This is a genomic window from Parasphingorhabdus marina DSM 22363 (genome assembly GCF_900128895.1).
Taxonomy (GTDB): Bacteria; Pseudomonadota; Alphaproteobacteria; order Sphingomonadales; family Sphingomonadaceae; genus Parasphingorhabdus; species Parasphingorhabdus marina.
Genome location: NZ_FSQW01000002.1, coordinates 39,072 through 64,985, shown reverse-complemented (window position 1 = coordinate 64,985; position 25,914 = coordinate 39,072). Strand labels below are relative to the sequence as shown.

31 protein-coding genes, 1 tRNA gene and 1 pseudogene are annotated in these 25,914 nt (G+C 56.4%); 22 read left to right on the top strand and 11 right to left on the bottom strand.

All coding sequences use genetic code 11. The features are described from left to right. Positions 1-119 precede the first annotated feature (119 nt). Together BUQ90_RS09850 and BUQ90_RS09845 are read right to left on the bottom strand one after the other, a co-directional pair. Positions 120-548, bottom strand: a complete 429-nt coding sequence (locus BUQ90_RS09850) for an NUDIX hydrolase (protein ID WP_074205069.1) — start codon at positions 546-548, stop codon at positions 120-122. Next, the gene (locus tag BUQ90_RS09845; protein WP_074205068.1) at positions 548-1,561 is read right to left on the bottom strand and encodes an NAD(P)H-quinone oxidoreductase; all 1,014 of its coding nucleotides are present in this window, start codon (positions 1,559-1,561) and stop codon (positions 548-550) included. The genes BUQ90_RS09850 and BUQ90_RS09845 overlap by 1 nt, the downstream gene beginning before the upstream one ends. Before the next feature lie 98 nt (positions 1,562-1,659). On the opposite strand from BUQ90_RS09845, the gene BUQ90_RS09840 reads away from it, so the two are divergent. From BUQ90_RS09840 to BUQ90_RS09785, 12 genes are all read left to right on the top strand, one after another. Further along, positions 1,660-1,860, top strand: coding sequence for a DUF1192 domain-containing protein (locus BUQ90_RS09840; protein ID WP_074205067.1), 201 nt, complete (start codon positions 1,660-1,662; stop codon positions 1,858-1,860). Positions 1,861-2,143: 283 nt separating this feature from the next. Beyond that, positions 2,144-4,462, top strand: a complete 2,319-nt coding sequence (clpA, locus tag BUQ90_RS09835) for an ATP-dependent Clp protease ATP-binding subunit ClpA (RefSeq protein WP_074205066.1) — start codon at positions 2,144-2,146, stop codon at positions 4,460-4,462. 238 nt (positions 4,463-4,700) lie between these two features. Continuing rightward, positions 4,701-5,327 carry a helix-turn-helix transcriptional regulator gene (locus BUQ90_RS17475; protein ID WP_084192657.1) on the top strand — a complete coding sequence of 209 codons (627 nt, stop codon included), beginning with the start codon at positions 4,701-4,703 and terminating at the stop codon, positions 5,325-5,327. Next, positions 5,327-6,661 (top strand): HipA domain-containing protein, encoded by a 1,335-nt coding sequence (locus tag BUQ90_RS09825; protein WP_074205065.1) that lies wholly within the window; start codon positions 5,327-5,329, stop codon positions 6,659-6,661. Before BUQ90_RS17475 ends, BUQ90_RS09825 begins: the two co-directional genes overlap by 1 nt. 95 nt (positions 6,662-6,756) lie before the next feature. After that, positions 6,757-7,116 (top strand): DUF1428 domain-containing protein, encoded by a 360-nt coding sequence (locus BUQ90_RS09820; protein WP_074205064.1) that lies wholly within the window; start codon positions 6,757-6,759, stop codon positions 7,114-7,116. A gap of 2 nt (positions 7,117-7,118) precedes the next feature. Next, complete coding sequence (locus BUQ90_RS09815) at positions 7,119-7,898, top strand: VOC family protein (protein WP_074205063.1); 780 nt, start codon at positions 7,119-7,121, stop codon at positions 7,896-7,898. A gap of 96 nt (positions 7,899-7,994) precedes the next feature. Next, entirely contained in the window at positions 7,995-8,369 is a 375-nt protein-coding gene (locus BUQ90_RS09810; protein WP_074206331.1) for a VOC family protein, read from the top strand. After that, complete coding sequence (locus BUQ90_RS09805; RefSeq protein ID WP_074205062.1) at positions 8,369-9,064, top strand: helix-turn-helix transcriptional regulator; 696 nt, start codon at positions 8,369-8,371, stop codon at positions 9,062-9,064. The genes BUQ90_RS09810 and BUQ90_RS09805 overlap by 1 nt, the downstream gene beginning before the upstream one ends. Positions 9,065-9,130: 66 nt before the next feature. Continuing rightward, a complete protein-coding gene (locus BUQ90_RS09800) occupies positions 9,131-9,925 on the top strand; it encodes a DUF547 domain-containing protein (protein WP_074205061.1) in 795 nt (264 codons plus the stop codon). A 4-nt stretch (positions 9,926-9,929) separates the two neighbouring features. After that, the gene (locus tag BUQ90_RS09795; protein WP_074205060.1) at positions 9,930-10,679 is read left to right on the top strand and encodes a DUF3047 domain-containing protein; all 750 of its coding nucleotides are present in this window, start codon (positions 9,930-9,932) and stop codon (positions 10,677-10,679) included. Between the two features lie 96 nt (positions 10,680-10,775). Continuing rightward, the gene (locus BUQ90_RS09790; protein ID WP_074205059.1) at positions 10,776-11,396 is read left to right on the top strand and encodes a glutathione S-transferase family protein; all 621 of its coding nucleotides are present in this window, start codon (positions 10,776-10,778) and stop codon (positions 11,394-11,396) included. A gap of 143 nt (positions 11,397-11,539) precedes the next feature. Beyond that, the gene (locus tag BUQ90_RS09785) at positions 11,540-11,998 is read left to right on the top strand and encodes a hypothetical protein (protein WP_074205058.1); all 459 of its coding nucleotides are present in this window, start codon (positions 11,540-11,542) and stop codon (positions 11,996-11,998) included. Positions 11,999-12,138: 140 nt separating this feature from the next. On the opposite strand, the gene BUQ90_RS09780 is transcribed toward BUQ90_RS09785, so the two are convergent. Both BUQ90_RS09780 and BUQ90_RS09775 read right to left on the bottom strand, forming a co-directional pair. After that, positions 12,139-12,801 (bottom strand): hypothetical protein, encoded by a 663-nt coding sequence (locus tag BUQ90_RS09780; protein WP_074205057.1) that lies wholly within the window; start codon positions 12,799-12,801, stop codon positions 12,139-12,141. A gap of 164 nt (positions 12,802-12,965) precedes the next feature. Further along, entirely contained in the window at positions 12,966-13,706 is a 741-nt protein-coding gene (locus tag BUQ90_RS09775) for a Bax inhibitor-1/YccA family protein (RefSeq protein WP_074205056.1), read from the bottom strand. A gap of 178 nt (positions 13,707-13,884) precedes the next feature. Between BUQ90_RS09775 and BUQ90_RS09770 the strand changes: the two genes are divergently transcribed. After that, positions 13,885-14,517 carry a glutathione S-transferase family protein gene (locus tag BUQ90_RS09770; protein ID WP_074205055.1) on the top strand — a complete coding sequence of 211 codons (633 nt, stop codon included), beginning with the start codon at positions 13,885-13,887 and terminating at the stop codon, positions 14,515-14,517. Positions 14,518-14,526: 9 nt separating this feature from the next. Here BUQ90_RS09770 and BUQ90_RS09765 read toward each other — a convergent pair whose 3' ends face one another. Both BUQ90_RS09765 and BUQ90_RS09760 read right to left on the bottom strand, forming a co-directional pair. Next, complete coding sequence (locus tag BUQ90_RS09765) at positions 14,527-14,991, bottom strand: low molecular weight protein-tyrosine-phosphatase (protein WP_074205054.1); 465 nt, start codon at positions 14,989-14,991, stop codon at positions 14,527-14,529. A gap of 58 nt (positions 14,992-15,049) precedes the next feature. Beyond that, positions 15,050-15,466 (bottom strand): superoxide dismutase family protein, encoded by a 417-nt coding sequence (locus tag BUQ90_RS09760; protein WP_420812013.1) that lies wholly within the window; start codon positions 15,464-15,466, stop codon positions 15,050-15,052. A 259-nt stretch (positions 15,467-15,725) separates the two neighbouring features. On the opposite strand from BUQ90_RS09760, the gene folK reads away from it, so the two are divergent. The 3 genes from folK to BUQ90_RS09745 all read left to right on the top strand — a co-directional run bounded on the left by folK (position 15,726) and on the right by BUQ90_RS09745 (position 17,209). Beyond that, complete coding sequence (gene folK / locus BUQ90_RS09755) at positions 15,726-16,220, top strand: 2-amino-4-hydroxy-6-hydroxymethyldihydropteridine diphosphokinase (RefSeq protein ID WP_074205052.1); 495 nt, start codon at positions 15,726-15,728, stop codon at positions 16,218-16,220. Positions 16,221-16,307: 87 nt separating this feature from the next. Further along, positions 16,308-16,383 (top strand) — tRNA-Lys (locus BUQ90_RS09750). A 307-nt stretch (positions 16,384-16,690) separates the two neighbouring features. Then, entirely contained in the window at positions 16,691-17,209 is a 519-nt protein-coding gene (locus BUQ90_RS09745; RefSeq protein WP_074206330.1) for a c-type cytochrome, read from the top strand. Between the two features lie 73 nt (positions 17,210-17,282). On the opposite strand, the pseudogene BUQ90_RS09740 reads toward BUQ90_RS09745, so the two are convergent. The 3 genes and pseudogenes from BUQ90_RS09740 to BUQ90_RS09730 form a co-directional block, all read right to left on the bottom strand. After that, positions 17,283-17,498 (bottom strand): annotated as a pseudogene (locus BUQ90_RS09740) (5-aminolevulinate synthase); the annotation flags it as partial. Between the two features lie 389 nt (positions 17,499-17,887). Continuing rightward, the gene (locus BUQ90_RS09735; protein WP_074205051.1) at positions 17,888-18,790 is read right to left on the bottom strand and encodes a sterol desaturase family protein; all 903 of its coding nucleotides are present in this window, start codon (positions 18,788-18,790) and stop codon (positions 17,888-17,890) included. 163 nt (positions 18,791-18,953) lie between these two features. Further along, complete coding sequence (locus BUQ90_RS09730) at positions 18,954-19,553, bottom strand: DUF1826 domain-containing protein (RefSeq protein ID WP_074205050.1); 600 nt, start codon at positions 19,551-19,553, stop codon at positions 18,954-18,956. Between the two features lie 271 nt (positions 19,554-19,824). Here BUQ90_RS09730 and BUQ90_RS09725 point away from each other — a divergent pair, with 271 nt between their 5' ends. The 6 genes from BUQ90_RS09725 to BUQ90_RS09700 all read left to right on the top strand — a co-directional run bounded on the left by BUQ90_RS09725 (position 19,825) and on the right by BUQ90_RS09700 (position 24,102). Then, complete coding sequence (locus BUQ90_RS09725; RefSeq protein WP_143182826.1) at positions 19,825-20,079, top strand: hypothetical protein; 255 nt, start codon at positions 19,825-19,827, stop codon at positions 20,077-20,079. A gap of 64 nt (positions 20,080-20,143) precedes the next feature. After that, positions 20,144-20,800, top strand: a complete 657-nt coding sequence (locus BUQ90_RS09720) for an ABC transporter ATP-binding protein (RefSeq protein WP_074205048.1) — start codon at positions 20,144-20,146, stop codon at positions 20,798-20,800. After that, on the top strand, positions 20,794-22,110 hold the full coding sequence (locus tag BUQ90_RS09715; RefSeq protein WP_074205047.1) for an FtsX-like permease family protein: 1,317 nt from the start codon (positions 20,794-20,796) through the stop codon (positions 22,108-22,110). The genes BUQ90_RS09720 and BUQ90_RS09715 overlap by 7 nt, the downstream gene beginning before the upstream one ends. 19 nt (positions 22,111-22,129) lie before the next feature. After that, entirely contained in the window at positions 22,130-22,645 is a 516-nt protein-coding gene (locus tag BUQ90_RS09710) for a DUF3299 domain-containing protein (RefSeq protein ID WP_239447405.1), read from the top strand. A gap of 84 nt (positions 22,646-22,729) precedes the next feature. Next, positions 22,730-23,119 (top strand): MerC domain-containing protein, encoded by a 390-nt coding sequence (locus BUQ90_RS17990; RefSeq protein WP_084192655.1) that lies wholly within the window; start codon positions 22,730-22,732, stop codon positions 23,117-23,119. A 224-nt stretch (positions 23,120-23,343) separates the two neighbouring features. Beyond that, complete coding sequence (locus BUQ90_RS09700) at positions 23,344-24,102, top strand: SDR family NAD(P)-dependent oxidoreductase (RefSeq protein WP_074205046.1); 759 nt, start codon at positions 23,344-23,346, stop codon at positions 24,100-24,102. A gap of 33 nt (positions 24,103-24,135) precedes the next feature. Here BUQ90_RS09700 and BUQ90_RS09695 read toward each other — a convergent pair whose 3' ends face one another. Together BUQ90_RS09695 and BUQ90_RS09690 are read right to left on the bottom strand one after the other, a co-directional pair. Beyond that, positions 24,136-24,768: a TetR/AcrR family transcriptional regulator gene (locus tag BUQ90_RS09695; protein ID WP_074205045.1), complete on the bottom strand. Its 633-nt coding sequence runs from the start codon at positions 24,766-24,768 to the stop codon at positions 24,136-24,138. Positions 24,769-24,821: 53 nt separating this feature from the next. Further along, entirely contained in the window at positions 24,822-25,904 is a 1,083-nt protein-coding gene (locus BUQ90_RS09690; RefSeq protein WP_074205044.1) for a VOC family protein, read from the bottom strand. Positions 25,905-25,914: the final 10 nt, after the last annotated feature.

Genomic DNA, 25,914 nt, shown 5'->3' with positions numbered 1-25,914 from the left:
AATTCTCCAATAAATAAGGGCCGCCCCCTTGCGGAGACGGCCTTTGTTGCACCCTATGTAAGCGATCCGGACGCCATCGGCAAGATATTTGCGCCAAACATTGACCAGGATACCGGATTTCAGGTCAATTCCTTGTCCAGCCAGGCCTGCAGTCGCTGTCGCAAATGCGGAACAACCTCCATGCTTTCAAGAAACTCCGGAACCGGCATCAGGTGCCAGCCCTGCCCTTCATCACCAAAGCGGATTGCGCCGATCTGATCGGATGTCAGCTGACCGGTAAAGAATAGCGCGCCAGGACCCGCCCCGCGCCAGTTTTCATAGCTCTCGGCAAATTGCAGGGATTGTGCATCGATGTTGATGCCAAATTCTTCCCGGGTTTCGCGGACCACACATTCCCGGCCGCTTTCGCCATTTTCCCTGCCGCCACCAGGCAGGTCGATCATGTTGGGAAACGGAATGTCCGGATGGTCATCCCGGCGATATACGAGCAATTCATCTCCGAAAAACAATGCCACTTTCGCGCCGTGAAAATCGGTTTCGGCAACCATCAGTCGTCGACGGTCAGGATGATCTTGCCAATATGATCGCCCGCTTCCATCCGCGCATGGGCCTTGGCGGCATCGGCGAGCGGAAAGCTTTCGTCCATCACCGGCTTGAGCCGTCCTGCTTCGACGTCGGGCCAGACATAGCGCGAAATTTCGTCGCACAGCAGGGCCTTGCGCTCGGCCGACTGGGGCCGCAGCGTCGTGCCGGTCAGGGTCAGCCGTTTCATCATCACCTGCGCCATGTTGATCTCGGCTTTCAGTCCGCCCTGCACGGCGATGGTGACATGGCGGCCGTCTTCCTTCAGGCAATCCAGGTTGCGCTGCACATAATCGCCGGCCACCATGTCGAGCACGATTTCGACACCTTCTCCACCGGTGATCTTCTTGATTTCCTCAACAAAATCTTCGGTCTTGTAATTGATCGCGTGATCCGCGCCGATGCTTTTGGCCGCGGTGCATTTCTGGTCGCTGCCACAGGTGACGATCATTTTCAGACCAACCAGTTTGCCGAGCATGATCGCCATCGTGCCGATCCCGCTGGTGCCGCCATGAACCAGCACGGTTTCATCCTCGCGCGCAAAGCCGCGATTGAACAGGTTTCCCCAAACGGTAAAAACGGTTTCCGGCATGGCCGCCGCCTCAGCCATGGTCAGACTGTCCGGCACGCCCAGGCACTGGGTAGCCGGTGCCACACAAAACTCGGCATAGCCGCCGCCATTGGTCAGAGCGCAGACATTGCGGCCAAGCCATTCTGGCTCCACGCCGCTGCCGAGGGCGACCACCGTTCCGGACACCTCCAGTCCCGGCAAGGGCGAGGCACCTGGCGGGACCGGATAAAAGCCCATGCGCTGTACGACATCGGGGCGATTGACGCCCGCTGCAGAGACCCGGATCAACAATTCCCCCTCGGCCGGTTCCGGCACCGGCATGGTCTGCGGCTGGAGGACTTCCGGGCCACCCGGTTCGGTAATTGCGATGGCCGTCATCTCGCTCTGCAACACTTCGGATTCCGTCATTTCCCCGCTCCCTCAACTCTGCAGACGGCATATTGACAGCATCCGCCCCCCGGTCAACACTGCTCTGCGAGATTTGACAGACGACTGGGAGATGAAAGATGGACATGGATGACGACCTGCCCCGTAGCAGCACGGATCCGCTGGCGATGCTGGTCAAACAGGATCTGGATCCTTTTTCGGTGGACGAACTGGACGCCAGAATTGCACTCCTGAAGGGCGAGATAGACCGTTGTGAATCCCGGAAAAAATTCGCCATGTCACATCGTGCCAGTGCCGATGACCTGTTCCGCAAAGGATAATGCTGGCAATCTGGTAAGGATTTGTTAACCCTGTATGTTAATAATCAGGTTCCAGCAGCGAACCGCCGGTTACCAAGGAGAGAAACCGCCGATCAATATTCATCCAGTCAAAGATAAACTTGGCCCGATCCTTGCTTTTCCTTTCTCGGCAGCCCTTGATGTTCAACGGTCTGCGCATAGATAGAAGAAGAACAGATACGAAACACAGGATCACGGCCGGGATGCAGGAGAGCAACCGCCACGATCATCGGGACGCCCTTTGTCCCCACAAGGAGTTAAATGCATGCCATCATTCGCTGAATCACTGGAAAAGACCCTGCATCAGGCGTTAAAGCATGCCGCCGACCGGTCTCATGAATATGCCACGCTCGAACATTTGCTGCTCGCGCTGATTGAAGATGCCGATGCATCCCAGGTGATGAATGCCTGCGGCGTCGATATTGGCGAGCTGGAAGATGCTGTCGTCATCTATCTCGACAGCGAACTCGACTCGCTCAAGGTTGAAAAGACCATTGATCCCTCTCCAACCTCCGGTTTTCAGCGGGTTGTACAGCGCGCAATCCTGCACGTGCAGTCGTCTGGCAAGGATGAAGTCACCGGTGCCAATGTGCTTGTCGCCCTCTTTTCCGAGCGCGAAAGCTATGCCGTCTATTTCCTTCAGCAGCAGGACATGAGCCGGCTTGATGCGGTGTCCTTCATCAGTCACGGCGTCGGCAAGGGCGGCCAGACGATGGATCCGGCCGAGTTGTCAGGCAATGACGAGACCGATGAGAAAAAGGATGCGAAGAACAAGAAAGAGACGGCGCTCGACCAATTTACCGTTAATCTCAACGAAAAGGCCCGGGATGGCCGGATTGATCCACTGATCGGCCGCCAGGCCGAAGTCGACCGGACAGTCCAGATCCTGTGCCGCCGCTCGAAGAACAATCCGCTTTATGTTGGCGAACCCGGCGTGGGCAAGACCGCGATTGCCGAGGGCCTGGCCCTGCGCATTGTCGAGGAAACCGTCCCTGACGTGCTCAAGCCCGCCGTCATTTATTCGCTCGACATGGGCTCTCTTCTCGCTGGAACGCGCTATCGCGGCGATTTCGAAGAACGGCTGAAGCAGGTCGTATCGGAACTGGAAAAGCTGCCCGATGCGATCCTCTTCATTGACGAAATTCATACGGTGATCGGCGCCGGCGCCACCAGCGGCGGCGCGATGGATGCATCGAACCTGCTGAAACCGGCCCTGTCCGGTGGCATCATCCGCTGCATCGGGTCCACCACCTACAAGGAATTCCGCAACCATTTCGAAAAGGACCGCGCCCTGCTGCGCCGGTTCCAGAAGATTGACGTCAACGAACCGAGTGTCGAGGACACGATCAAGATTCTCGCCGGCTTGCGCGGTGCGTTCGAAGAGCACCACAAGGTGCGCTATGCACCGGACGCGCTGAAATCCGCGGTTGAACTGTCAACGCGGTACATAAATGATCGCAAGTTACCCGACAAAGCCATTGATGTTATTGATGAAGTCGGAGCCATGCAGATGCTGTTGCCGCCCTCGCGCCGCAAGAAGATGATCACCACCCGGGACATCGAGGCGGTCATCGCGACAATGGCGCGCATCCCGCCCAAATCGGTTTCCAAGGATGACAAGAAGACCCTGGAAAATCTCGACAAGGATCTCAAGCGCGTGGTCTTCGGACAGAATGCCGCAATCGAGAAACTCTCGAGCGCCATCAAGCTTTCACGGGCTGGCCTGCGGGAACCGAACAAACCAATTGGCAACTATCTCTTTTCCGGCCCTACCGGCGTCGGCAAGACCGAAGTTGCCCGCCAGCTGTCGTCGATCATGGGCATTCCGCTCAAGCGCTTCGACATGTCCGAATATATGGAACGCCATAGCGTGTCCCGTCTGATCGGCGCCCCTCCGGGCTATGTCGGCTATGACCAGGGCGGCCTGCTGACCGACGCGGTTGATCAGAACCCGCATTGCGTGCTGCTGCTCGACGAGATCGAAAAGGCGCACCCGGACCTGTTCAACATCCTGTTGCAGGTGATGGACAACGGCAAGCTCACCGATCATCACGGCAAGACAGTTGATTTCCGCAATGTCATCCTGATCATGACGACCAATGCCGGAGCCTCCGACATGGCGAAAGAAGGCATTGGCTTCGGCAATGTGTCGAAGGAAGATGCCGGCGACGAGGCCGTCAAGAAGATGTTCACGCCGGAATTCCGAAACCGTCTGGATGCAATCGTACCCTTTGCCTATCTGCCGCCGGAAGTTGTGGCACGCGTGGTCGAGAAATTCATTCTCGAGCTCGAGCTGCAGCTGGCCGACCAGAATGTCCATATCACGCTGGATGAAGACGCCACCAAATGGCTCACCGAGCGCGGCTATGACAAGCTCTATGGTGCGCGTCCGATGGGCCGTCTCATCCAGGAGAAGATCAAGCAGCCTCTCGCCGAGGAACTGCTGTTCGGCAAGCTGATGAATGGCGGCGAAGTCAAGGTGCATCTGAAGGACAATGAACTTTCCTTCGAAATCTCTCCGGCCGCGCCCAAGGCGAAAAAGAAAAAGTCTCCGAAGAAAAAATCACCTTCGAAGACCAAATGATTTTACCCTGAAGGGTCAGCGACCCCTCGAACATTTAAAGCGGCGTGACTGGTCTCACGCCGCTTTTTTGCACGTGTACGGGAGCATTTTAATGGATTTTGGAGCTATGCATCACTTTTGCTACTGTTCAGGAGCATTACAACAGATTTTGGAGACTCCCTAATAATTTGTTCCCGTTAAGGATCAAAGTATTGACTTTTTCTGGAATTTACCTATAATGATCCCGTAAAGGTGCATTATGTCAGATTTTGATTCCCCATCAAACCGTTTGCGAAAAGCAATGGGTGGACTTCCAAGTCACCGCAGTCCTGCCGAAAAAGCATTGAACGAAATCGCAGAGCTACGAATTCATAATGAAACAATTCAGAATGAAATTGAGAAGATCCTTGCTCCATTGGGCTCCACGAGACTCAGCAATTTGGCCCGCGGTTTATCCGAATCCGACCATTTCGATAAAACCGTTGGAAAACTTGGAGAAATTGAAGATCTAAAAAAAAGGGCAGGCCTGACATATAGGGATCAAGAAATTGCCGAAAAATTGGCACATGCATTGCCAACTACTCTGCCCGCCGCACAAAGTGACGTGGATGGCATTTATAAAAATGGCTACAAATCCGGCCAGGAATTCGCTCAACGCAAACTCGACAATTTTCATTTTAACAATGTTGGTGAGCTTGGAAAGCGCATCCGTACAGCGCGCAAGGCGATGAAGCTCAACCAGCAACAATTTGCCGATACCGCCGGTGTTGGCAGGCGATTTGTGTCAGAGTTGGAAAATGGCAAGGAAAGTCTGGAAATCGGCCTTGTCCTGGCTTGCTGTGCTGCCGCAGGTATCGACCTTTTCGCAAAGCCTCGGAACAACTGATGCTTGCTCTTCAGGTGCGACTGGAAGAAGTCCCAACCCCGCTTGGGTATTTGCGGAGAGATGATCATGGTGTGACGAGTTTTCTGTATGATGAAGACTATATTGCTTCAGGAACAACACTACCACTCAGTCTTTCACTTCCTATCTCATCCACAGCCTATAATGATTTCGCCACCCGTGCCTATTTTGGCAATCTCATTCAGGAAAACGACCAGCTTGATCAAGTCTTGAACCGGCACAGGCTGGGTCGTGAGGATATTGTGGGGCTACTTGAACATCTTGGAGCGGATTGCCCGGGCGCAATATCTTGCCTGCCGCTTAATGCCGATCCAGTGAAGGTTCCAGGAAATCTTGCGGAGGATTACGAGAATCTCGACCAAGGCCTTCTGGTGGAGATTGTGGATCGATTGGCCAACAAGGAGCCATTGCCGGAAGCAGTTCGAGATCCGTCTCCCCTTGCAGGTGTACAGAACAAAATTGCGATTTGCGCTCATGGCGACGGAACATTTTCGATGCCCAAACCGGGCCTCGGTGTACCAACCACACACATATTGAAAGTTCCTTCAATTGCCGACTACAACGACGCCAAAAGAGAGCAAATCTCGGCGATGCTTGCCAAAAGCGCAGGCCTTGACGTTGTTGTTCCCGATGTACTTTCAATTGGGGCTCATAAAACACTGCTCATTCAACGCTTTGATCGCCGCATTTCCAAAAACGGCCTGGTAACGCGAATTCACCAGGAAGATTTCATGCAAGCAGCCGGCTTGCCGCATGATCTAAAATATGAGCGCCGGGGGAACGATCGACTTAAGTTCAATTCCGCAGTCGTCCGTTCCATTCTCAAAAAATCCGCACAACCAGCATTGGCAATCCGAAACTTCCTGCTCACTACCTTTTTCAACCTAGCCATTGGCAACAACGACAATCACGGCAAAAATCATGCGCTCCTTTATGATCAAGGTTCTGTACCTCGCCTGGCTCCGATTTATGACTTGCTCCCGATCCTGTTGAGCAGTGAATATACGCACGAACTCGCCTTCAATATTGGAGAAGCCAAATCTGCGGATGAAATCAAGAACACAGATATTGCAATATTCCTCGCACAGTTTGGTCTTGAGGAGAATCGTGCATCCCGCTTCCAAAAGGAGGATGTTGCGAAACTACTCAGCACAGTGGATCAAGCTGCTTCCGAACTGATAAAGGACAACGACAAGAACTTCGATGATTTGGTCGGACACGAAATCAGCAGGCTCTCCAGCATAATGGAACTGGATTTGCCAATTCGTACAAGAGATTTCCATGCCATCGCCGGTGGCGGCTGGCAGCTAAGCTAGCTGCCCGTTCGTGACTGGTCTCACGCCGCTTTTTTTTGTGGATCTGTAAATCGTCCCGCTGAAATGTTATTGTCCGCCGCCGAAGGAGATGGATTATGTACATTCAGGGATATATCGTGCCTGTCCTGCCGGGCAAGAAAGAGGCCTATCGCGCCATGGCCAAGCAAGCGGGCGAAATGTTTGCGAAATACGGTGCGATCGAGATTGTCGAGACTTTCGAAGACGACGTGCGCGATGGCGAGCACACGGATTTCCGCAAGGCCGTAAAAGCGGAAGAAGGCGAACATATCGTCTTTTCCTGGGTCGTCTGGCCCGACAAGGAAACCTGTGAAAAAGCCGAAAAGGACATGCAGGAAAACGAAGAGATGGAACCGCCGGAAGAGATGCCGTTCGCTGACAAGCGCCTCATCTGGGGCGGGTTCACACCGATTTACACGCTCGGCCGAAAGGACTGATCATGGCTGACAAACATGGTGATTTCACCTGGTATGAGCTGACCACCAGTGATGTGGCTGCCGCACAGGATTTTTACAGCGCGCTGACCGGATGGACCTGGGAGGAATCCGAAGGCCAGCCGGGCATGCCCTATCATCTGTTTTCCGCCGACGGCATCCAGGTTGGCGGCATGTTGCCGTTGACCGAAGAGATGAAAGCCAATGGCGCACAGCCGGCCTGGATGGGATATGTCGGCGTTGATGATATTGGCAAAAGCGTTGCAGGAATTTCCGCGGCCGGCGGTTCCATCCATATCCCGCCAACCGATATCCCCGGTATCGGTCAATTTGCGATGGTGACGGATCCGGCCGGTGCCTATTTCTATGTCATGCAGGACACGTCCGGCGAGGAAAGCCACAGCTTTGCCAAGACCGAGCCCAGGGTCGGCCATTGTGCCTGGAACGAACTCATGACCAGCGACCCGGCAGGCGCCCTCGCCTTTTATGGTGGTCAGTTTGGCTGGACCAAGGCCTCGGAAATGGACATGGGGCCGATGGGCACATATCACCTGCTCGACCATGGCTATGGTTTGGGCGGCATCATGCAAAAGCCGGATGACTTCCCGATTTCCGCCTGGACATTCTATTTCCGCGTGCCCGACATCGACAAGGCGGTGGAAACGATCAGGGCCAAGGGGGGACAGACGCTGACCGATCCCATGGAAATTCCCGGTGGCGATTTCACGGTCGGCGGCTTTGACCCGCAAGGCGCCCATTTTTCCATCATCGGAACGCGAAGCTAATCAAAAAACGGCTGCCCGGAGAACACTCCTGACAATATGCTGTCAGGAGGGGTATGATAATCATCCGCTTGTTCAACAGGAAAAAGGAACAAGATGATGACTGACACGGAACGCGATCGCCTCGTCTGGGTGGAACTCCCGGCCACTGACCTGAACCGGGCGAAGACCTTTTACGAGACGGTGCTCGAAACCACGCTCGTGACCGATGACAACGGACCGCAGACCATCCACATGATCCCGAGCAAGGGCGAAACCATGTGTGGCCACCTCTATGAGGGCAAGCCGGCAACAGCAGGCGATGGCTCCACTCCGCATTTCTCGGTAAGCGGCGAACTGGATGCGGCAAGAGAGCGCATCACGGGCGCGGGCGGAGAAATTGTCTCCGACGATATCCCCCTGCCCATGGCCAAATTCTTTTACGCCAGGGATACGGAAGGCAATTCGATAGCGCTGTTCCGATATAACGACTGATGCGCAGAGCCGACCGCCTGTTCCAGATCGTCCAGTATCTGCGCGGCGGTCGGCTTGTCACTGCAGCCTCCCTGGCCGAACGGCTGGAAGTGTCGGAAAGGACGATCTATCGCGACATTGCCGATCTCCAGTCAACCGGAGTACCGATCGATGGCGAGGCCGGGATCGGCTATGTGATGCGGAGCGGCTTTGACCTGCCACCCCTGATGTTTACTCGCGAGGAAATTGTCGCGCTTGTCACCGGCGCCCGCATGGTCAAGGCTTGGGGCGGAACCGCGATGATCGCAGCCGCCGAAGAAGCACTGGTCAAGATCGAAACCGTGCTGCCCGAACCGGAACGGGCGCGCGTCGCCGGAGCCACCGTCTTTTCTCCCCAAATGGGTCTCGCCGATGAAACCCGCACGATGATCGATCGATGCGAAGCCGCGGTGGATTCCCGGGCCATCCTCGCCTTTGACTATCGCGATGCCGAAGATGTCGCGACCAGACGCACTGTCCAGCCACTCGGCCTGTGGTTCTGGGGCAAGGTCTGGACCCTCGTCGCCTGGTGCGAATTGCGCGAGGATTTTCGCATGTTCCGGCTCGACCGCATATCCGGCATGGAGCGAACCGGCCAGACCTATCACCCGGTTCCCGAACGGTCGCTGGCCGAGTTCCTGCGCCAGATCGAAGCCAGATATGGAAAGCAGAGCTAGCGGGCTGCTGTAACCTTTTCCGCCCGTCCTTCGAACCGGAGCATATCATCCGGCGGAGGTTTCTTCATGCTCATGCGTCTGTTTTTGGCCATTGCGGTCCTGACATTGTCATTCCCGGCTCTCGCGGCACATGACCATTCCGCCTGGGATGCCTTGCTCAAACGCAATGTCGTCTCGATCGGCGGCGGTGCCTCGACTCAGGTCAACTACAGGAAGTTCCAGACCGATCGGGCCAAACTCAAGGCCTATCTCAATGGTTTGTCCGCCGTGAAGCAAAGCCAGTTCAACCGGTGGTCCAATGATGATCAGCTCGCCTTTCTGATCAACGCCTATAATGCCTGGACCGTGGAACTGATCCTGACAAAATATCCGGATCTGAAGTCGATCAGGGATCTCGGCTCGCTGCTGCGCTCCCCCTGGAAGAAGTCCTTCATCCCGCTGCTCGGAAAGACCGTTTCGCTGGACGATATCGAGCATGGCATGATCCGCGGCAGCGGCAAATATAACGAGCCGCGCATCCATTTCGCGGTCAATTGTGCAAGCATTGGTTGCCCCGCCCTTGCCCGCACCGCCTATCGCGGCTCCAATCTTTCCGCACAGCTTAATGCCGTCACCAAATCCTTTCTCCGCGACCGCAGCCGCAATCGCCTCAAAAATGGCCGACTGGAAGTGTCCAGCATTTTCAAATGGTATCGTGGAGACTTTGAGAAAGGCTGGCGCGGGGCAAACAACCTGCACCAGTTTCTCGCCATCTATGCCAATGCACTCGGAATGACAAAAGCGCAGCAGGCCGCACTCCGGTCGGGAAAGACCCGAATCTCCTATCTGAGCTACGACTGGCGGCTGAACCGGACCCGATAGCGTGATGAAATGGCCCTCTCCTCCTCTGACTGTCCGCGTCGTCATCGCCCTGTCGCTCAGCATGGGTTCAGCCCCGGACGCGCTCGCAGAACCGCTCCAGCAGATCAGCCGCTTTGATGTGGGTACACAGGGCTGGCGCGCCGTTCAGATCGACCGGAAAGTCCCGGCAACACGCTTTGCCCGCAAGACAATAGACGGAGTTCCAGCAGTCGAGGCCCATGCTCGCAACAGCATGGCGCTGTTCACAAGACCTGTCATGGTCGACCTGAAAAAGACGCCTGTCCTATGCTGGCGCTGGCGAGTCAGCAATGTGGTCAAAAACGCCGATATCACCAAAAAGTCCGGCGACGATCAGGCGGCCCGCGTCTATGTCGGCCTCGATCTGCCGAACAGCAAATTGTCGCTGGGCACACGCGCCAAACTCGCCATTGCCCGCTCCCGCGGCGGTGCCGAAATTCCGGATGGCGCGATCAACTATGTCTGGGACAATCGCCTCCCCGTCGGAACGGCGCGCAAAAATGTCTTCACCGGACAGGCCCGGATCATCGTCGCCCAGTCTGGTTCTGCACAGGCGGGGCAGTGGATCACGGAACGCCATGACCTCGCCCGCGATATTCAAAAACAGTTCCGGACCGACAAGGCCCGGATCACATCCGTCGCCATCTCGAGCGACACCGACAATGCGGGCGGAACGGTGACGGCAGCCTTTGCCGATATTCACATGGTCGGCGCCGGAGCCCGCTGCCGATTCTGAGCGCTGCCCCGCCGGAAAAATTCGGCATCGGAAATTGACAAATTTTCTGTTCTGTATATGTTCTCATTCCCCAATCCGGAGAGAGGAACCCCCGTCATGACAGTCACCTTCTACACCAATCCCATGTCCCGCGGCCAGATTGCCCGTTGGGCCCTGCACGAAGCCGGGGCGGAATATGACCAGAAGATCCTCGCCTATGACACCGAGATGAAGGCCGAGGAATATCTCGCGATCAATCCGATGGGCAAAGTCCCCGCCATTGTGCACAACGGCAAGGTGATCACCGAATGCGCGGCGATCTGTGCCTATCTGGCCGAGGCTTATCCGGCGGCCGGTCTGGCGCCGACGGCAGAAGAGCGTGCCGACTATTATCGCTGGCTGTTTTTTACGGCCGGTCCGGTGGAACAGGCGATCACCGACAAGAATTTCGGGCTCGAACCAGACGCGGAGCAACAGCGCATGGCGGGCTATGGCAGCTACGACCGGGTCATGGAGGTGCTGGAAGGCGCCCTGACCGACCGCGATTATGTCTGCGGGGACCGCTTCACCATGGCCGATGTCTATGTCGGGTCCCAGGTGGACTGGGGATTACAGTTCAAAACCTTCCCGGAAACCGACAATTTCACGGGCTATGCCGAACGGTTGAGGGAACGCAAAAACTACAAGGCATCCAAGGCGATCGACATTGCCCTGATGCCGGAAAACCTCGAAAACTGATCCGCCTGACCGATCAGTTTTTCCTTATTGAGATGTTTTTTCGATAAATTTTTTCGGTCCCTGTAACCAATCTCGCCATTGCGTCGAAATGCCTTGTGAGACCAGCGAGCCCCCACTCGCTGAAACCAAGGAAGGACGACATCATGACCAAAGCCATCGCATGGACCGCTGCCACCCTTATGGCACTGACCAGTTCGCCAGCCCTCGCGGACGACTCGGCCATCGACACGAGCAGCATGATCGAAGCCGCTGCTGTTACGCCCCCTACGTACCAGGCGGCAGACCTCCCCGTCTCCGGCTTTGATCTGGCTGCCCTGAACAGCCAGCAAAGCCCCCGTTTCATGGCAACGATGGAAAGCCAGTATCAGGCCGGATATCGCATTGCCAATATCACCGCACCTGACCTGACCGACAATAGCCCCGGTCTGGCCAGCCTGATCGTTCCGGAGGAATTTGCCTACCGGTCGACCGAACAGGACAGCGGTGTCGACGCCCTTGTTCCCGGACAGTTTATCAGCAGTTCGGTACGCGGCGAGTTGCAATCGGATACCGGGCCCGCCGCACGTGACAAATCGTCCGTGGGTCTGCGCCTGCCATTCTAACCCTATCCCCCGATCTTTCAGCCCTCTCTCTCATCCTCGTAAGCTGAAAGAAAACTGGCCAGATGGACATGTTCCATCTGGCCCTTTTTTTTTGGCTTGGTCGTGGTGGTCGCGGTCACCGCGGACCGAACCGGCAAAGCTTAGCGGCTGGTGCCGCCATATTGGACGCGCCAGGCTTCCAGATCGCGCTCATATTCCTCAAAAGCGGAATAGAAGTCGTTGAACGGTTTTTCGAGCTGGACAAGCGCTTCGGCGCCGAATGCGGTCAGATCGTCACTCTTGGTGACAATCGCCCGCTGACTGACCTCGACGGCCTGATCACAAAAGGGGCGACGCAGGGGCGAGAAGGACCAGTAGTTGTAGAGCCTGGTCATATGCTGGTCATGCGCCTGCTTGTAGCCGCTGCCAATGTCCCGGCGGAACTTGCGGATGATGGCGTTATTGGCGTTGCGCAGGAAGCTTTTGTTGTTGGTGATGAACGCATTATAGTCATCGACCAGTCGCTCATATTGCGGTGCCGTGCAACTCAACGCCGCGACATTCAGCGCAGCACGCACATGCCACAAAGTCTGCAACGGCCCGATATCGCGATTGATCGTCTGACGCAGGCCATCCGCACGAACGGTCGGCACGATGGTGGTCGCGGAAGCGCCAAATGGCGGGGTCGGGGCACGCGGTGTATATTGTGGCTGTACCACCGGAGCGGTCGCTGGCGGCGGTGGCGGGGCCGCCTGTTGGCAGGCAGCAAGCACGGCTAGCGAACCGGTGGCTATAATCAGGCGCAAATGACGAAAACGGGGCATCAACTCTTCTCCCAGAACACGATTTTTCTGTCCTATGAGTCAGGATTCCGCTTGTCCAGCCAATACAAGGCTGAATCGGTCAAATGCCCAAAAGAAAAGCCCGGCGGTTTCCCGCCGGGCTTTCTGTTTTGTCGGTACTACCGCCAGTAGCGGCAGATTTCCGCCTATTCCTGGCTGCCCATGAAGCTGAGCAGGAACTGGAACATGTTGATGAAGTCCAGATAGAGGCTCAGGGCGCTCAGAACGACGGTCTTTCCGACCATGTCCGTTCCGGCGACATATGCATACATGCTCTTGATCCGCTGCGTGTCATAGGCCGTCAGACCGGCAAAGACGAGCACACCGATCGCGCTGATCACGAGGTGCATCATGCTCGACTGCAGGAAGATGTTGATGACCATGGCCACCAGCAGGCCGATGACACCCATGATCAGGAAACTGCCCCAGCCGGACAGGTCTTTCTTGGTCGTGTAGCCATAGAGGCTCAGACCCAGAAACGCCGCCGAAGTGGCGAAGAATGTCTGCGCTATCGATGTTCCGGTATAGACCAGGAAGATCGTCGACATGGACAGGCCCATCAGGGTCGCGAAGCCCCAGAACATGGCCTGCAATGCCGTGGTGGAAAACTTGTTCTGGCCGAAGCTCATCGCAAATACGATGGCCAGCGGGGACAGGATGATCAGCCATTTCAGCGGTCCGCCGCCAAACATGATCTCTGCTGCCATGCCCGAGCTTGCAAACAGCATGGCCACAATGCCGGTCAGCAATACGCCACTCGCCATATAATTGTAGACCTTGAGCATGTAGGAACGCAGGCCGGCGTCATAGGCGACGTCCGACTGGGTCGTGGTCGTGCCGATCTGCGCACCCTGGATTGTTGTTCTGGGATCTGGCCAGTTAGCCATGACTGTCTTACTCCTCAATGATGGGCCACCAAAAGGCCCGATTAGCTATAATATCGGTTGATTCCGCATATTTTTCAAGAGAAACCGCATGCATTCGCAAGAAAACATCCTTCCCGCCTGATAGATATTATCTATCGAATCGCGGATAATCTTTTGTTAACCAATATGGAAACTGCCCATGGCTGATCCCGCACCCAGCATTACCCTCTATGAATATGGTCCATCCCGCTCGGCACGCTGCCGCTGGACATTGCTGGAAGCCGGATTGCCGTTCACGTCCGTTGATGAAGGGCCTTCACTGGTCGGCAGCGAGCGGCTCAAACCCTTTCACCCGCTGAAGAAAGTCCCCGCCGCCGAAATCAACGGCAAGCCACTGTTTGAATCCGCTGCCATCTGCACCGCCATCGCCGATCTGGTGCCGGAACACCAACTGGTTGGCGCATCGGGCAGCTGGGCACGGGCTGAACATGACCAGTGGGTCAGCTTCACCCTTTCCGAAATGGAATGCTGGGTCTGGAATACCGACATGAACAGTCGCGTGTTGCCGGAGGAAAAACGGATCAGCGCGCATCTCCGACAAAACGGCGCGCTGTTCCGGCGCGGGGCCCGGGTGATGGACAGCGTCCTGGCGGACCGCGAATATCTGGTCGGGAACCGCTTCACAATCACGGATATCATCGCCAGCTTTGCAGTGAAATGGGGACAAAGCCAGGGACTGATCGACGATTTCAACCATTTGCAAAACTATCTGGAACGGCTCGACACCCGGCCACACAGCACGCTGAACAGGATCGGCAATTTCCAGACCTGATTCGCTGTCCTAGGCCTGGCGCAAGCGGGCGACGAGATTTTCTGCCGCGGCCATAACCTCCTGCCAGGTCCGGTCAAAGGCACTGTCATCTCCATAGTAGGGATCATCGACATCCTGCCCTGACCTGCCCTTCACATGGTCGAGCAATAATGACAGCTCCGCGCTGGCGTCCTTTGGCCGAAGCGCCTGCAAATCCGAAAGGTTCTGGTTGTCCAGCGCGATAATATGGTCAAAGTCCCGAAAATCGGAAACACGCACCTGACGGGCGCGCAGATGGCTCGCTTCCACCCCGTTTCGCGCAGCCACGGCCACGGTGCGGTCATCCGGTGGCCGGCCGGCATGCCAGTCGGCTGTTCCCGCCGAATCCACAATCATCGCGACGCCGCTGCGGGCGCAGACCTCGCGCAAAGCCACCTCTGCCAGCGGCGAACGGCAGATATTGCCGAGGCACACGAAAAGAACCGAAACTGTCATAAACGCCAACTACTCAAAACCTGCCCCTGTCGTCGTGCTGCCGGTCACTGCATTCCTGTTATTCGGCCGCCCTGTATTTCTGCAACGCAAAAACCCCGCAGGCAATCCGCGCGCCGCTATTGCCAGACGGGTCAGTCACAAAATCATCCGGCCCCTCGTGGACAACAAAGGCCGCGCCATCTTCGTCGAGCAGGGCGTTGGGACCTTCCTTCAGGGTCGCGCCGTCCACCGTGCTTTCCAGCATGCCGGTTCCGTCCGGTCCGACGTCCAGATTCACGATGTCTCCCTTGTGCGCGCCCCGGGGATTGTCAAAGCCATGTTCGGACCCTTCGGGGTTCCAGTGCCCGCCAGCCGATGTGAAATCCGGGCCTTCGCACTGGCCGACGGCATGAATATGTACGCCCTTGGCACCCGGGGTCAGCCCGGTCGCGTCAATCCGCAGGATCAGTCCGCCGTCGCCCTCGGCGACAATCACTTCGCCATAGGAGCTGCCGTCAGCTCCGGCCAGTTGCGCACGGGCAATGCTGTCTGCACCGACTTCCACCTCTTCTTCGCTCGCACCGCATGATGCCAGCGCCAGCGCGCCCAGCATGATCAGCGATGCCTTTGCTTTCAGGCCATCCATTGCGTTTCTCCTGGTTCCCCTGCAAGAAACTTGGTGATACCAGTGATTTTCCCGGCTTCAAACAGTTAGTTGGAACAGTGTCAAAATCAAACATCCGCCCGTTCAGGCCATGACGTCCAGCCACTATCTCATTGCGCTGGGCTCAAACCAGCGCCACGCGGCAATCGGATCGCCCCGATCCATCATTGCGGAGGCGATCGCACGATTGAAGCGCAGCGACCTGGTCGTGGAGGCGGTATCGCCGATTATTGGATCCCGGCCTGTCGGTCCTTCAAGCCGGCGCTATGCCAACGCCGCCATTATCGCGCGCACCGATCTTGACCCTGCAGAATTGCTGGGCTTGCTGAAGTCCACCGAAGCCGAATTTGGCCCGCGTCGGGGACAGGACTGGTCCCGGCGGGTGCTCGATCTCGACATTATCTTGTGGGGCGGTGGCCTCTGGTCGAGCGACCGCCCTGCCCTTACCATCCCCCATCCACTAATGCGCGAGCGATCATTCGTGCTCGGCCCTGCCGCCGCAATCGCCCCCGACTGGCGAGACCCGGTAACCGGCCTTCGCCTGACCCATTTGCGGCACCGCCTGAATCGCTTTCGCAGCTCCTGACAGGATCACAGAAAAATCCCGCAAAGCCGCTTGACCACAGGCCCAAGCCCCACTAGGGAAACGCTTCCGCAGCACATGACGGTTTGTGGGCCCTTAGCTCAGTCGGTAGAGCAACTGACTTTTAATCAGTAGGTCGCTGGTTCGAACCCAGCAGGGCTCACCAATATTTCAATGATTTTTGGATGGTAGAGCAGCAATTTCTGCCGCCGAGATCCGATCAGGTAGCAGATTGTGTTCCTGCAAAATAAGAACCAAATTCGATCACCCTCCCGGTCGTTCTGATCATCTGGGGATTCGTCCATTTTCTGCGAAACCGGGTGATGAAGAACAATGATGGAAAAAGTGACCTAGATATCAGGACGTTGGGCCGCTACGCCAATGGACACTTTCAAAAATGGCCATTCTGCGCTATGCAGGTAACATATTGAATATCTTGTCAATATAGGAGGAATGGAGAGACTATGGTCAGGATGAAATCATTGGTTGGTGCCGTCGCCATGTCAGCATTGGTCGCAGCGTGTTCAGGTGGTGGTTCCGAGTCCGCCGAAGCACCGGCGGAAGAGGCCGCAGCTCCCGAGGAAGCGCCTGCTGAAGAAGCTGCCGCCGAGGAAGCCGCTCCTGAAGAAGCCGCCGCAACGGATGATCCGATGGCCACGGAAGACGGCGTCGCCTATGCCAGCCTGACCGGAGATGCGGCAGCCGGAAAACGGGTATTTGCCCAGTGCCGGACCTGTCATGTTACGGATCCAGGTGTTAATCGCATCGGGCCTTCCCTGGCTGGCATAGTCGGCAGCGAAGCCGGACTGGTTCAAGGATTCAACTATTCCCCGGCGAACGCGAACAGCGGCATCACCTGGACCGAACAACAAATGTACGTTTATCTGGAAGATCCGCAGCGGACCATTCCAAAGACCAAGATGATCTTTGCTGGCCTGCCAGATGCGCAGGCTCGGGCAGACGTGATCGCCTATCTGAAAGATCCGCAATGATCTGATCACAGATATCCAAAAGACCAGGGCCGGGATATTCCCGGCCCTGGTCTTTTGTGCATCTTAGTTTCTGCTAGACCACAATATCCCGGCGCACCAGGTCACATTGTGACCAGATTTCGCTGAGTGTCCTGATCAGCCGGTCGATGTCGTCATCGCCATGCACGGGTGAAAGGGTCAACCGTAGCCGCTCTGTGCCACGCGGGACCGTGGGATAGTTGATCGGCTGCACATGGATTCCGTGGTTGTCCATTGGCCAGTCAGAAATAAACTCGCACTTGTGCGGGTCACTGCAACCAATGTTCCTTAACAAGAGAGGTTGGCTGGCGTTCGAGACAGTCCGGCCTGCTTTTTTTGATTCATCAAACGTCCTCGGCATTCAATCGCGTTGGAGTCTCACCGAAATTCAAATTGAATTCTACCGCCAGAAGCCGAGGTTCTCCTGCTCGAGTCAATACAAGAGAACTTTAGAGTCGTGGCTGTTTAATCCCGAAAGCGGAATTTCGTTCAGCAACCTCATATTCCTGAATCAGTGCATTCTGATTGATTGATGGGTAACCGGGGGGAGGTGTTTAGACCAAAACCCGCTGCCCAATCACAAACCTGGTCTGGCGCGACATGGCCGGATTATGCTCGCTTTTGGTCCATTTCCGCCGGAAGTGGAGTGCAGAGCCGGTCTTATTTGGAAACCGGCACGGCCAGGCGATATTTCGGGCAGTCGCTGCGGCATACACCGTCATGTGACCATTCCGGTGGCTTCCACAAATAGGCCAGCTTGTCTGTCCAGCGATCCGCAACCGCCATGCGCTCGAAAAGCTGACGGAAACCGGCAAACTGGGCGGTCAGCGGATTATTGTCATCCACCGGTTTCACCAGTCCGACCACAGGCGGTTCGTCATAGGCCTCAAAAGTCCCGAACCAGCGATCCCAAAGGATCAGGACCTGGGAGAAATTCTTGTCGATATACTGGCTTTGATTGGCATGGTGCACCATGTGATTTCGCGGCGTGGCAAAGATCCGCTCCATCCAGCCCAGATCCCCGACATAACTGGCATGGTTCCAGATCCCGAAGATACTCTTCACCACCACGATTGCCAGATAGACGACCGGCGAAACGCCCAGCATGGATGCCGTTATCGCGCCCACTACCTGCAATTTTCCATCCAGGAAAAACCCGCGCGCGGCCGTTGAATGATTGAACTCGTTGGACGAATGATGGATCGAGTGAAAGGCCCAGAACAGGCCAACGCGGTGGCCCAGCCGATGCTCCCAGTAATAGGCAAGCTCATGGGCCAGAAAGGCAATCGCGAGACTGAGCCACAAGGAATGGGTGGTGAATATCCGGAAATTTTCATAGGCCCAGACCGACAGGGCAAGCGGAAAAGCGAGACCGATGATCAATCCGATAACACTGTTCATCAGGTTCAGGCCAATACTGCACAGCGCGTCCGCGTCGTTATATTTTCCGGGCCGCGCAAAGACGAAGTACAGACGTTCCGCCAACACCAGTCCGAAATAACCACTGGCAAGAATCCAGAGACTGGCCTCTCCGCCGACAACACTGACAAATTGCTCCAGCACCCGTCAATCTCCTGATGGACAGGGCAAGACTAGCTTGCCGACATGACGAAATGCAAGGGACGACAGGAAACTTGCCTAATCCCGCTTTGCATCCAGCGGCACCATCCGGGTTTTCCCTGGAGTGTAGATCGTAACGGACCGCCGACTGCCACGCCGTCTCCGTTCAATCGTTTACCGGGTTCAGAACCAGCAACAGCCTTTGTTCTCCGGTTCCTTCAATCGGCGGTGAGCGGTGGATCGCCGGATCTCCATTGCCGAGACGCCCCTTGAACAGGCCGACATCTCCAGGGCGCAACTCGTGGATGGTCTCGGGATCGAGTCCCCGGGTCAGCCGGTCCGCATTCCGCCGGTCGAGCCACTGAGTGCCCCGTCCCGCATAAGTCGTAATCAGGCGCATCTCGACATAGTCGCAATGGAATTTCCAGCAAGAGTTGCCGGTCACCAACTCCAGCCGGATTTCTATGACCGGACACGATGTCAGCTCACGAAACACATCGCAAAGCATCACGACATCTTTCACCAGTTCCTGCCGGGCGCTTCCCTGCGGAAAACGGCATGTATCGAGCGCCTGAAGCAGGGCCGGTGCCGGACAATCGGCAGGCACCGATATGCGCAGATTTTCCGGATCACCTTCCAGCAAACTGCCTGCATCCAGTGGTTCGGGCCGCTCCCAGACCGCAAGGCTGCAGTCAGCGGAACCGATGTCCTGCAGGCATGACTTGCTGGAGGACAAGACAAAGGGATCTGACTTGACGAGGGACATTTCGATGAGGTGCTCCAGATATTCAGGATATGTTATATCATTATTTGATGAGTCGAAAAGGTTATAAAAGTCAAGACCTGAGTGGGCATGGCGGGGGACCAGGCGCCAACAGAATCCACGGGCGAATGCCGGTTTTCCTGGAAGGCGGAACGACGAAAAACGGGGCACCCGCAACCAGTTGATGATCTGGCGAGACGACCGTCTGTTTCCTGCCCCTCCCCGCTGGACTCCCTTGATGATTTGTTATATCATTTCGACCAAGGAGCAGATTATGCGCGTATTTCTAGGTTTTCTTGCAATGTTGTCCATGTCCCAGCCGGCCATGGCCTGTGCCATGGATGGCATGTTTGGTGGCGCACATCGCTTCAATCCATTCCTGGCCATGCAGGCCGGTTCCGGTGATCTGTCTGTCAATCAGAATGACGATCTCTATGACAGTCAGGACGATTATTCGGACAATGCTGATGGTTCCGAAATGGAAGATACGGGACAGGAGCCGGCGGAAGACAATCCGCTTGATCTCTAATCTGCCGGGAACACAGCTTCCCGATTTATCGCTTGTCTGAGAGTAACCGGATTTCGCACCCCCCATGCAGCTACAGGTTGACGCTATAGGAAAGTCTTACGGCACGACCGCAGTTCTCAAGGGCGTGTCCTTTTCCCTGTCGGACGGTGAACAGGCACTGTTGCTGGGCCCCTCCGGATCCGGCAAGTCGACACTCCTCAATATTATCTGCGGGCTGCAGCGACCGGACCAAGGAAGTGTCGCGATTGACAATCAGGTTATCGCTTCGCCCGACTCAACCGCGAAAAGCGACGAGGTTCGCCGGACATCGCTCGGCATTGTCTTCCAGACGCTGCGTCTGGTGTCCGCCCTGTCGCTTCGCGCCAATCTGGAGCTGGCGCAAAAACTCCAGACCGGCCGGGTGGACTCCGGATTGATCGATGAAAGCCTCGATCGTCTGGACATATCGCACCGCGCCGGTGCGCGACCGTTCCAGCTCAGCCAGGGTGAAGCGCAGCGCGCGGCAATTGCGCGTGCGGTCGTGGTTTCACCGAAACTTCTGATCGCCGATGAGCCGACCTCCGCACTTGATCGTGAGAATACCCGGCGAGTGGCGGAACTGCTAATCGAAATGGCGAAAACCGTGGGCGCCGGCTTGTTGATCGCGACACATGATGACAGGCTGGGCGACTTTTTTCCGCAAAACTACGCGCTCGATCAGGGTGAGTTAAAGTCATGCTGACGCTGGCCATCGCCTATTTGCGGGACCGGCCGCTGACCACGATCCTCAACGTCCTGCTGCTCGCGATATCCGTGGCCATGCTCGTTTTGCTGCTGCAATTCGGATCGCAATTCGAAAAACGTTTCGAAAAGGATGCCGAGGGTGTCGACCTGGTGGTCGGTGCCAAGGGCTCGCCACTGCAGCTGATCCTGTCCAGCGTGTTCCATATTGATCAGCCGACCGGCAATATCCCGCTGAGCAGCCTCGAGCTGTTGCGCGGCGATCCGGCGACGGGGCGGGTGATCCCGCTGGCGCTGGGAGACAATTTTGAAGGATATAGGATCGTCGGCACGGATGAGACGTTTCTCGACTTGCATCAGGCGGAAATCGCGCAGGGTGCGATGTTCGAAGCACCAATGCAGGCGATCATGGGTGCCAGCGTTGCTGCCGAAACAGGTGCGGATCTTGGCCAGCAATTTATCGGCAGCCATGGCCTCTCTGCAGATGATGGCGCCGATACGGGCCACGACCATGCGCCGTTTGAAACTGTAGGAGTCCTGGCCCCCACGGGTACAGTGATCGATCGTCTGATCCTGACGTCGGTCGAAAGCGTATGGGATGTTCACGGGATTGCTCATGACCACGATCATGACCATGGCTCAGACGCCGATCATGCCGATCATGATCATCACGGAGAGCATGGCCATGCCGATGATGGTCACGATCATGCCAAGGAAGATGCGCAGCAAACCGCACGGCTCCAGAGTGTACAGTCCGAACTGCAGCCCGAATTGACTGCCCTTCTGGTCTCATATCGCAATGCATCCGGTGCCATTCGCATTCCGGCCATGATCAACCGGCAGACCGAGATGCAGGCCGCGGTGCCTGCGGTGGAAACGGCAAGACTTCTGAGCCTGCTGGGCGTCAGTCTGGAAGGCGCGCGCATTTTTGCCTGGTTGCTCGCCGCAATTGGCGGGCTCGCGATTTTCGTTGCCCTGTTCTCGATGGCCCGCAGCCGTGAGGGTGATCTGGCCCTGTTGCGGGTCATGGGCGCTACCCGCAGGCAGCTGTTCAGCACAATTCTGCTCGAAGGACTGGTCACTGCCGCCGCTGGCGCCGCACTCGGCTGGCTTCTCGCCCATAGCCTGCTGACTGTGGCAAGAAACAGCTTTGCAACCATGCGCGATCTGGGACTGTCGGCTTGGCAACCCGTCTCTCAGGAAGGATTAATCATCCTTGCCGTACTGATCATCGGCATGGTGGCTGCCATCATTCCGGCATTGCGGGTGATGCGCGTTGACCCGGCCGCGATATTGTCGCGTGCCGGTTAGTTTTTGAAAGGACCTGAACATGGAAAAACCGGGAAACATGATCAAGATCGGTCTGGCGGCCTGTCTGTGCATGACGCCGCTCACAGGCACGACGCTTCATGCCGCGATGCAGGATGGTGGCAAGGCAGCAATCAAGGATATCTGGAAACCCGCCAAGACCCCGAAAGGCGGTGTGTCATGGAAAACCCTGGAGGCAACCGGCGAGAAGACTCGCAAGGACAAAAATGGCTATATCGTATCCAAGCCGGTTTTCACCCCCCGAGTGAAAGCGCTGGCCGGAAAGCGGATCAAGGTGGCCGGCTGGATGATGCCGCTGCAAAACTCACCCAAGCAGACCAATTTCGTTCTTCTCGCCTACCCGCCGGGATGCCCGTTCCATTTCCATGCCGCACCCAACCAGTTTATCGAGATTGAAGCCGACATTCCCTTTCCCACCAATGAAACGAAGGTACATGTGGTCAGCGGTATTCTCGAACTGACCGGCCAGGATGAAAGCGGTATTTTTTATCGGCTCAAAGCAGCCAGCCCCAGCTAGTCCGGATATTTGTCTGATCTGCAGAAAATTCGGCTTTACGATGATGAAAGCCGGTTGACACCATCGGATTGATTGAATAACTCGATGTTATATCATCTCATGGATTTCTCTATGCAGTCAGCCTTCTACAAAGATGGCGCAGCAATTGCGCTTAGCACAGCCTGTATGGTGCACTGCGTTGCCCTGCCCGTTCTGGCGATTTCTTCTCCTGTTTTTGCAGCAGTGGCGGAAGCGGAATGGGTCCATTGGTCGATGGCTGTGCTGGCTATCCTGGCATCGACCAGCGTTGTGTTGTCTTCGCCATCCTCTCGCGTCCCTGAATTTCTCGTTCCAGCCGGACTCGGTGGTTTGTTGATAACCGCCGCACTGTTCGCCGAGCGGTTCGGCATAGGAGAGACTATACCCACTGTGGCCGGAGCTGTCCTGATTGTCTCTGCCCACCTTCTCCGCTTGTACAAAATCAGACGATCCTGACTGGACTGCGGAAACGAACTTCCTGAAATTGTCGAATTCGGTTTTGCTACCGTTTGGCCGCTTTTCTCTATTTTCCGACCACTTCGCGTGCCTGCGTCCTCTTCCGCTCGAACACGGTCGCAAACGGCTCCAGATCACTATTGACTTTTTGTACAATAAGAATAATCCATGAGGTTATCACGCGCTCCCCGAAGCGCCCTTTGAAACAGATTATCGGAACAAACATGTTTGATCTTTCCGGCCATGTTGCCCTCGTGACCGGCGGAAACGGAGGACTTGGTCTTGCAATGGCCAAGGGTCTTGCAAAAGCCGGCGCCAGTATTGCGATCTGGGGACGGGATGACGCCAAAAACGCATCTGCCTGCACTGAATTGCGGGAAATGGGCGCGGACGCTGAAGCATTTGTCTGTGACGTAACGAACGCCGAGGCCTGCCAATCGGCCTTTGCCGCAACGACCAAGAATTTTGGTCATGTTGACAGCTGTTTTGCCAATGCCGGAGGATCAGGTCCCATGGGCATGTTGCACCAGCTTGATCAGCACGCCTGGAAGTCAGTTCTTGATCTCAATCTCAACAGCGTCGTCAACACCTTCCAGCCTGCGATCGGGCACATGCTCGAGCAGCAAAAGGGTGGCAAGCTGATTGTCATGTCTTCTGCCGCGGCGCTGGTTGGCACACCGTTGAGCGCCGGATATGCAACCACCAAAGCCGCGGTTGTCGGTCTGATCCGGTCCCTTGCCCTCGAACTGGGACAGGCAGGCATCCAGGCCAATGCGATATTGCCCGGTTATATCGAAACCGAAATGTCGGCCCGGACACCTCAGACATTCAAGGATGCATGCAAGCGGCGGTCGGCGTCAGGGCAGCATGGTACGCTCGAGGACATGGAGGGCGTGGCCGTATTCCTCGCCTCCCCGGAAAGCCGTTTCATGACCGGCCAGTGCCTCGTGCTCGATGGTGGTCACAGCATCCACCCGATGTAGGAAATTGCCGCGGTCCGGCATACCGCCGCGAAATCAGCGGCGCTTCAGTTTCCTGAACCTGATTCCATGCTCATTCTTCAGTGCAGCAAACGTGCCCAGGATCATCGTGACGGTAATATTCTCGATATCTTCGCGGGACATGCTGTGGTGCAGATAATAGGCGCCGGCCGTCGCCGGGAGCCCGAAGGAGATGTCTGTCGCGGCATGTGCAATTTCATAGGGCACATCAAAATTGGTTTCGACCAGCTCGGCCAGATATTCAACCGCCGCCTCCCGGCTGAACTGCGTGGGATCACTGCCTCCGGCGACACTCGGTTCCGTCTGCAAACGCTCAATGATCAGACCGCGCTCCTCGATATATTTCAGATATTGATGCGTCACGCCGCGCACCAGCTGTTCAAAGGTTTCGGCAGCTTCCGCTTCCTGCTGTTGCAGCTGGCGGAGACGTTTCATTTCCCGGCGCAGCAGCGTCCGGAGCAATTCCGTGAGATTGTCGTAATAGGTGTAGACCAGCGATTTGCTGATTCCCGCTTCCTTGGCTATTCGGTCCATCGAAAGGGCCGCCACCCCTTCCCGCGCGATCATTTCGGCGGTGTGGTCGAGGATCAGCTCCTTTCGCTTTTCCGGACTGAGCCGACGGCGCTTGACCGGGGTCGGATCGTTCATCAGATACTCCGCCTTGTCGTTGGTCCGGTGGTTCTACAACAACGCATGGAAACTTAAAACACTGTTGGATCGATCCACAACAGATCATCGATTGACTGATCTTCCGGAGCGGACAGATTCTGCTGGATCGAAATGATGTTTCCGTCCGGATCGCGAGCATAGAAGATCTTCCAGCCCTTGCTGGTTTTTGCCGGCCCGATCATCTCGATACCCAGTTTTTCCAGCCGATCCTTTTCCGCATCAACGTCGGTCACCTCAAAGGCATTCATGCTGTATCCAATCCGATCCACCATCGGTGTCGGGCGCTGGCTGGTCTCCGGACTGACAAATTCCCAGAATTCCAGTTCCAGATTTCGGACCACAAACCACGAGCTCTTCAATGACAGATTGTCGATATCGGCAATCGCATCGATACGCGGGTTGCCGGAATACTCCCCGCGCCGGCGAGCTCCATAGCCGATGAATTTCGTGTAGAATTCGGTCATCCTGTCGGCATCAAATGTGGCGGCACCGATATGGGTGATCCAGGCGGCATCGCCGCGCCGCGGCCGGTCGACAACTTCATTCTCGATCATTGTGCCATCCGGATCGCGGCCATAGGAATAGCGCACGCCATAACCGCCCAGATCGATCAGACCGCTTCCGCGCGACACCAGCTGCAAACCAGCGTTCCGGAACTTGTCGAAAGCGGAATCAGAGCTGGGCGACTGGAAGCAGATATGGGTGTATCCCGCCTCATTGACCGGCTTCGCATTGGGGGGCGTTGCCGCATCCGGATCAAAGTCGACCAGCTGCAGAAAAACCGTTGGCGTCCGAACCAGTGCGACCTCGATTTCGCCCGGGGAACCGGACAGCATTGCCGGCAAATACAATTCGTCCGCCGGGATGCGGTAACGGCTCACCAGTTCCATCGGCACAGACTTTCGGTAAAAGTCGAGGGAGCGGTCAATACTGGACACGGTTTTGCCGAGAAAGCGAACTCCTTTCAGCCGCGTATCGCCAAGCGAGGCCGGCCGGAAAAATCCATCGGATGAGTTTTGTGCCGCCTGTGAAGCCGGCTGTACGGCGGGCGCCTGTGACATGCAGGACAAAAGAAATATCGAAGCCAGAGCCCCGGCAACAAGCGATCTCAGCATTTTCTTCTCC

Coding starts and splice junctions, on each gene's coding strand:
- BUQ90_RS09810 (WP_074206331.1), top strand. CDS start 7,995: ATGACTGACACGGAACGCGATCGCCTCGTCTGGGTGGAACTCCCGGCC.
- clpA (WP_074205066.1), top strand. CDS start 2,144: ATGCCATCATTCGCTGAATCACTGGAAAAGACCCTGCATCAGGCGTTA.
- BUQ90_RS09745 (WP_074206330.1), top strand. CDS start 16,691: ATGAAATCATTGGTTGGTGCCGTCGCCATGTCAGCATTGGTCGCAGCG.
- BUQ90_RS09850 (WP_074205069.1), bottom strand. CDS start 548: ATGGTTGCCGAAACCGATTTTCACGGCGCGAAAGTGGCATTGTTTTTC.
- folK (WP_074205052.1), top strand. CDS start 15,726: ATGACGTCCAGCCACTATCTCATTGCGCTGGGCTCAAACCAGCGCCAC.
- BUQ90_RS09820 (WP_074205064.1), top strand. CDS start 6,757: ATGTACATTCAGGGATATATCGTGCCTGTCCTGCCGGGCAAGAAAGAG.
- BUQ90_RS09785 (WP_074205058.1), top strand. CDS start 11,540: ATGACCAAAGCCATCGCATGGACCGCTGCCACCCTTATGGCACTGACC.
- BUQ90_RS09700 (WP_074205046.1), top strand. CDS start 23,344: ATGTTTGATCTTTCCGGCCATGTTGCCCTCGTGACCGGCGGAAACGGA.
- BUQ90_RS09775 (WP_074205056.1), bottom strand. CDS start 13,706: ATGGCTAACTGGCCAGATCCCAGAACAACAATCCAGGGTGCGCAGATC.
- BUQ90_RS09710 (WP_239447405.1), top strand. CDS start 22,130: ATGGAAAAACCGGGAAACATGATCAAGATCGGTCTGGCGGCCTGTCTG.
- BUQ90_RS17990 (WP_084192655.1), top strand. CDS start 22,730: ATGTTATATCATCTCATGGATTTCTCTATGCAGTCAGCCTTCTACAAA.
- BUQ90_RS09715 (WP_074205047.1), top strand. CDS start 20,794: ATGCTGACGCTGGCCATCGCCTATTTGCGGGACCGGCCGCTGACCACG.
- BUQ90_RS09770 (WP_074205055.1), top strand. CDS start 13,885: ATGGCTGATCCCGCACCCAGCATTACCCTCTATGAATATGGTCCATCC.
- BUQ90_RS09765 (WP_074205054.1), bottom strand. CDS start 14,991: ATGACAGTTTCGGTTCTTTTCGTGTGCCTCGGCAATATCTGCCGTTCG.
- BUQ90_RS09805 (WP_074205062.1), top strand. CDS start 8,369: ATGCGCAGAGCCGACCGCCTGTTCCAGATCGTCCAGTATCTGCGCGGC.
- BUQ90_RS09780 (WP_074205057.1), bottom strand. CDS start 12,801: ATGCCCCGTTTTCGTCATTTGCGCCTGATTATAGCCACCGGTTCGCTA.
- BUQ90_RS09800 (WP_074205061.1), top strand. CDS start 9,131: ATGCTCATGCGTCTGTTTTTGGCCATTGCGGTCCTGACATTGTCATTC.
- BUQ90_RS09720 (WP_074205048.1), top strand. CDS start 20,144: ATGCAGCTACAGGTTGACGCTATAGGAAAGTCTTACGGCACGACCGCA.
- BUQ90_RS09845 (WP_074205068.1), bottom strand. CDS start 1,561: ATGACGGAATCCGAAGTGTTGCAGAGCGAGATGACGGCCATCGCAATT.
- BUQ90_RS17475 (WP_084192657.1), top strand. CDS start 4,701: ATGTCAGATTTTGATTCCCCATCAAACCGTTTGCGAAAAGCAATGGGT.
- BUQ90_RS09795 (WP_074205060.1), top strand. CDS start 9,930: ATGAAATGGCCCTCTCCTCCTCTGACTGTCCGCGTCGTCATCGCCCTG.
- BUQ90_RS09730 (WP_074205050.1), bottom strand. CDS start 19,553: ATGTCCCTCGTCAAGTCAGATCCCTTTGTCTTGTCCTCCAGCAAGTCA.
- BUQ90_RS09690 (WP_074205044.1), bottom strand. CDS start 25,904: ATGCTGAGATCGCTTGTTGCCGGGGCTCTGGCTTCGATATTTCTTTTG.
- BUQ90_RS09790 (WP_074205059.1), top strand. CDS start 10,776: ATGACAGTCACCTTCTACACCAATCCCATGTCCCGCGGCCAGATTGCC.
- BUQ90_RS09825 (WP_074205065.1), top strand. CDS start 5,327: ATGCTTGCTCTTCAGGTGCGACTGGAAGAAGTCCCAACCCCGCTTGGG.
- BUQ90_RS09695 (WP_074205045.1), bottom strand. CDS start 24,768: ATGAACGATCCGACCCCGGTCAAGCGCCGTCGGCTCAGTCCGGAAAAG.
- BUQ90_RS09840 (WP_074205067.1), top strand. CDS start 1,660: ATGGACATGGATGACGACCTGCCCCGTAGCAGCACGGATCCGCTGGCG.
- BUQ90_RS09725 (WP_143182826.1), top strand. CDS start 19,825: ATGCGCGTATTTCTAGGTTTTCTTGCAATGTTGTCCATGTCCCAGCCG.
- BUQ90_RS09815 (WP_074205063.1), top strand. CDS start 7,119: ATGGCTGACAAACATGGTGATTTCACCTGGTATGAGCTGACCACCAGT.